We start from the raw sequence: 4,039 nt of genomic DNA, 5'->3' as shown, positions 1-4,039 counted from the left end.
GGCCGGCATCGGTCTGCGGATCCTGCAGGTCCCAGGTGACATCGGCGCTGATGCCGGTCACGCCCTGCACCTGCACATTGGACAGGGTCTTGTGCCAGCCGGTCTGCTGATCGATCAGAGCGCGCAAACCAATCGCCCGTGCGGTGGCGTAGCTGGTGGCCGGGGCATTGGCGGTGGTATCCCAGGCCAGGAAGTCCGGCCACATCATCATCAGCTCGCGATCGCCAAATTCCTTGCGGTAGGTCAGGATCTCGGCCACGGTTTTGGCTTCACCCACGCCCACGTAGGCAATGGCGCGCAGCTTCTTGCAGATCGACGCCAGGGCAGTGGTCACCGGCTTAGGGTCCAGGCCCGGAGCGCCCAGGATGCGCGGCTTGACGCCCAGCTTGCTCTCGGCCACCAGCAGCGCCTGCAGGCCCGTGTAGCGACCGTCAGCCACGGTGCCGATCACATTGCTGGTGGTGGCCTCGCTATCCTCGCCTTCTTCCACCCGCACCACCACGGTGACCGGGTTGGATTGATCGGCGATCGCGGTCAGTACGCCGGCCAAGGTGCCGGTGGTGCCGGCTTTGCCGATGGCGCCACGCACATCGGTCAGCAGCACCGGGGAATCCAGCGGGAAGGTCGCCTCATCGGCGTCGGCGGCGGTGCACACGATCCCGACGATGGCGGTGGCCACGGTACGGATGGGGCGGATGCCGCCGTTGAGTTCAACCACGCGCACGCCGTGGTGGTAGTCCTGGGCCATGGGGGCTCCTGTGGTTAGAAGGTGGGAAAGCGAAGCGGAACAGTGAGCGAGGTGGCCGGGCGGCCATCGCTGGGCCGGTAGTCCAGCTCGAGCACGAAGGCGCCCGGGGCGCTGGCGGGCGTCAGGGCGATCCGGGACAGTCGGATCCGGCGCTCCCAGCGCATCAAGGCGGTGGCGATGGCGCCAAACAGCTGCAGACGCGTGCGCTCGTTGAAGGGCTGGTCGATCAGGTCGGGCAACAGTGAGCCGTAGTCGCGCCGCTGGATGCGCGAGCCGAGCGGGGTGGTCAGAATGTCGGCAATGGACTGCATCAGGTGCGCAGTACCGGCGATGCTGCGGCCGGTGATGGCGTTCATGCCGCTCATTGCGGCGCTCCAGTGTTACCGCTGCCGGGCTGTACGCCCCGGTGGGTGTGGCCCATCAGGCTGATGCCACCGCCAACAACGTCGTCGCTGGCCTCGATCGCCCCTGACACGGTTACATCGCCTGCAATGGTGACCGGGCCGGTGATACGCACGCCGCCTTCGGCAACGATCGACACGGTGCCGCCGGTTGGCAGGGTGGCGGCCAACGCATGGGCGGCACTGTCGTAGGCCACGGTGGCGCCGTCGGCGAACTGGATCAGGGTCAGGTCGGGACTGCTGGACGGTGCCGGAAACGCATCGCAGAACAGCCCGCGCAGGGCGATGGCGTTAGCCAAGTCCCCATCCACGCACAGCAGCAGCACCTGCTCGCCGACCGACGGCGGGGCCCACACCCGCACGCCGCCGGCGGCAGGCGTGAGCCAGGGGATCAGGTCGGTGTGCACCTGGCCACTGCGCACGCGACAGCGCGCCGAGGCGTGATCGACCTGGCTGATCGATCCCTCGCGCAGGAGGTTGTTGAGTTGTTGAGGCAGGCGCGAATCCATGCGCTTACGGTGCCGCACGCCACTCGCGCGCGCACGGAGTGAGCTGTGTAGCGCGGTACCGTACATGCGCACGACAACGGTGGGTGATGACAGGGCTAGTTCACGAGTGCTTGATCAGCGCGGGCAGACATTGGCCTTGCCAGGTGCTCATCTGGCTCGTCGATTGCTCAGGACTCGCGGGTACCTGAGCCGGTCTGCACCCTCCGGGTCTGCTCATTCCCCCCTTCCTGGCGGCCCGGAGGGTGCGATCGTCAAACGGCCTTTTGGCCCGTGGGCCGCGTGATCTGGATCCAGCCTTCCGGCTCAACAAATCGCACAGGCGCTTCCACGTGCGCAGGTGGGCGGATGTCGGTGAGCTCGTCTGGCAGCGGCTCGCCCGGCGACAGTGGCGGTGCAACACTGCCATCGGCCTTGTGCCACAGCGGTCGACCACTGTAATCGGGGATCAGCTCCCAGGCCTGGGCCTGCGCGTTCCAGGCATTGCGCAGCGTCGCGCCGGGCTCGATGGTCAGCGGCGGCAGCACCGTCACCCCTTCGGGCAGCTCATCGCCCAGCAGCAAGCGGTTGGGCAGCGGGGTAGCCGCGCCGGTGTCCCACAGCATGACGCCGCGATAGTCCGGCACGAGCTCCCAGGCCTGGCGCGCAGCATCCAGGCGCAGCCACTGGTATGGGCCAGGCTCGACGGTGGGCGCAAAGGCCACCACGTTCTCCGGCAGCGGCCAGGTGCTATCGGCGGAAGGGAATAGACGTACCGGGCGCAGGTAGGCGCCGGAGGTCAGATCAAAACTGTGACCGTAGCGGTGGGCAGGGGTATCCATAGGGGCGTCCTCAGTAGACGATGCAATAGAGCATACCGACGCCGGCCGGCAGATTGCGTTGGCCGCCGGTGGCGATGACGGTGGTGGCATGGGTGTGCTCGCCGGTCTCGGCGATGTGGACATCGTGGGTATGCGGGCCGGAACCATTCATGCCGATGTTGTGGCCGTGCGTACCGGCGCCATCGGTGGCAAAGCTATGGGCATGGTTGCCGCTGGGGCTGGTATAGGGCCAGGGGTTGTCCCAATCCAAATTGCCTTTTGAACCAGGATGAGGGTTGTAGTCGCCGCCCCAGGGATACTCCACGCCTGCTTCAGCAAAGGGCGAGACGTGCTGATGGTCGCCGACTGCAGCGGTGGCGCCGGTATGGCCGTGGTGGCCTTGCTGATCGGTCCAGGCGCCGTGGATGTGGTCACCGCCGGCGCCTGAGCTGGCGCCATGGCCGTGGCGTCCCGCACCGGCCGTGCTGGCCTCATGGGTGTGACCGATGACCTCACCATCGGTTGCGGTACCGATCCGGCTCTGATCGCTCTGCTGCACCGGCACCGTGCCGTTGATCAGGTTGGGCACATTGAAGGTGCTGGCGCCATCGCCGTCGCCATAGCGGGTGCCGATGGCGGCAAACAGCGCGGCATAGGTCTGGCGGCTGACAGCAGCGCCATTGCAGGGGAGGGTGCCGGCCGGGGCGGTGGCACCGGCAAAGGCAAACACCTGGCCGGGGATGTGGGTGCTGGCCGGTACGCCGGTCATGTTGGCCCAGTCCAGGTAGAAGGCCCCGTGCTGGCCATCGAGCAGATCCGCATCCAGGCCGTTGCCATCGCCTTCGTCCTTCAGAGCGGCGGCCTTCAGCTCGAGCAGGGCGCGCAGGGCGGCTTGGGTGGCGGCGGCCAGTAGCTGTTTGGTCAGTGCATTGGGGACACCCTTGCCCAATCGATCATCGAGCGTGGCCGCAAGCGCGGCCGGGGTCACTGCCCGCTGCGCATCGCTGCCGGTGATCGCCTCGGCCGAGGTGGCCAACTCCACCACACCCATTTCGGTGGTGGTGGCTGGCGGGTTAAGAAACTCGGTGCTGCCAAAGGCGATGCTGGTGGCCTCCACATCGGTCAGGACCATATCGGCAGCCAGCATCAAGATCGCTTGGCCAGACTTCTCCAGGATCACCTCCTCCTGGCCGTACACGCACAGCAAGGTGCCATCGTCCAGGTACAGGCCAATGCCGCGCAGTGCGTAGGTATCACTGCCCTCATCGCGCAGGCTGATGTGGATGACATCATCAGCCACCGCCTTGCCGCCAAAGGTCTCTAGCCGCTTGAACTCACCAGGCAGTACGGTATCGCCGCCTGCCGGATCGGGGATGAAGGCCTGCTCGGTCAGGCCGATGGCGGTGACGGTGACGGCACGGGTGCCGGTGTTGGGGGCGTTGATCAGCGCCGCGCGGCCGGCGGCGGTAAAGGTCAGCGGCAGGGCGCTCATGGGGTCTCCTGGGTAATGCGTAGGCGGCGGTAGACGGCCGGGCGCAGCGCGCCGGCCAGGCCGAGCGATCGCTCAAAGGCCAGCGCCTGGGT

5 protein-coding genes are annotated in these 4,039 nt (G+C 67.1%); all 5 read right to left on the bottom strand.

Translation table 11 applies throughout. From position 1 onward, the window contains the following. Positions 1–748, bottom strand: a 748-nt coding sequence (locus G4G00_RS21625) for a phage tail sheath subtilisin-like domain-containing protein (protein WP_205515593.1), incomplete at its 3' end; no start/stop codon positions are given. Positions 749–762: 14 nt separating this feature from the next. Continuing rightward, on the bottom strand, positions 763–1,113 hold the full coding sequence (locus tag G4G00_RS21620; protein ID WP_164276593.1) for a GPW/gp25 family protein: 351 nt from the start codon (positions 1,111–1,113) through the stop codon (positions 763–765). Next, complete coding sequence (locus G4G00_RS21615) at positions 1,110–1,658, bottom strand: phage baseplate assembly protein V (protein ID WP_164276590.1); 549 nt, start codon at positions 1,656–1,658, stop codon at positions 1,110–1,112. Before G4G00_RS21615 ends, G4G00_RS21620 begins: the two co-directional genes overlap by 4 nt. 251 nt (positions 1,659–1,909) lie before the next feature. Further along, the gene (locus G4G00_RS21610; RefSeq protein WP_164276587.1) at positions 1,910–2,476 is read right to left on the bottom strand and encodes a hypothetical protein; all 567 of its coding nucleotides are present in this window, start codon (positions 2,474–2,476) and stop codon (positions 1,910–1,912) included. 10 nt (positions 2,477–2,486) lie between these two features. Then, positions 2,487–3,947: a phage tail protein gene (locus G4G00_RS21605; protein WP_164276584.1), complete on the bottom strand. Its 1,461-nt coding sequence runs from the start codon at positions 3,945–3,947 to the stop codon at positions 2,487–2,489. Positions 3,948–4,039 lie beyond the last annotated feature (92 nt).

The sequence above is a fragment of the Stenotrophomonas sp. B1-1 genome, assembly GCF_010894375.1.
Taxonomy (GTDB): domain Bacteria; phylum Pseudomonadota; class Gammaproteobacteria; order Xanthomonadales; family Xanthomonadaceae; genus Stenotrophomonas.
This window is presented reverse-complemented; position numbering and strand designations above follow the sequence as displayed.

What these genes read in the sequence shown, in the direction of transcription:
- G4G00_RS21620 (WP_164276593.1), bottom strand. Translation starts at nt 1,113, where the DNA reads ATGAGCGGCATGAACGCCATCACCGGCCGCAGCATCGCCGGTACTGCG.
- G4G00_RS21605 (WP_164276584.1), bottom strand. Translation starts at nt 3,947, where the DNA reads ATGAGCGCCCTGCCGCTGACCTTTACCGCCGCCGGCCGCGCGGCGCTG.
- G4G00_RS21615 (WP_164276590.1), bottom strand. Translation starts at nt 1,658, where the DNA reads ATGGATTCGCGCCTGCCTCAACAACTCAACAACCTCCTGCGCGAGGGA.
- G4G00_RS21610 (WP_164276587.1), bottom strand. Translation starts at nt 2,476, where the DNA reads ATGGATACCCCTGCCCACCGCTACGGTCACAGTTTTGATCTGACCTCC.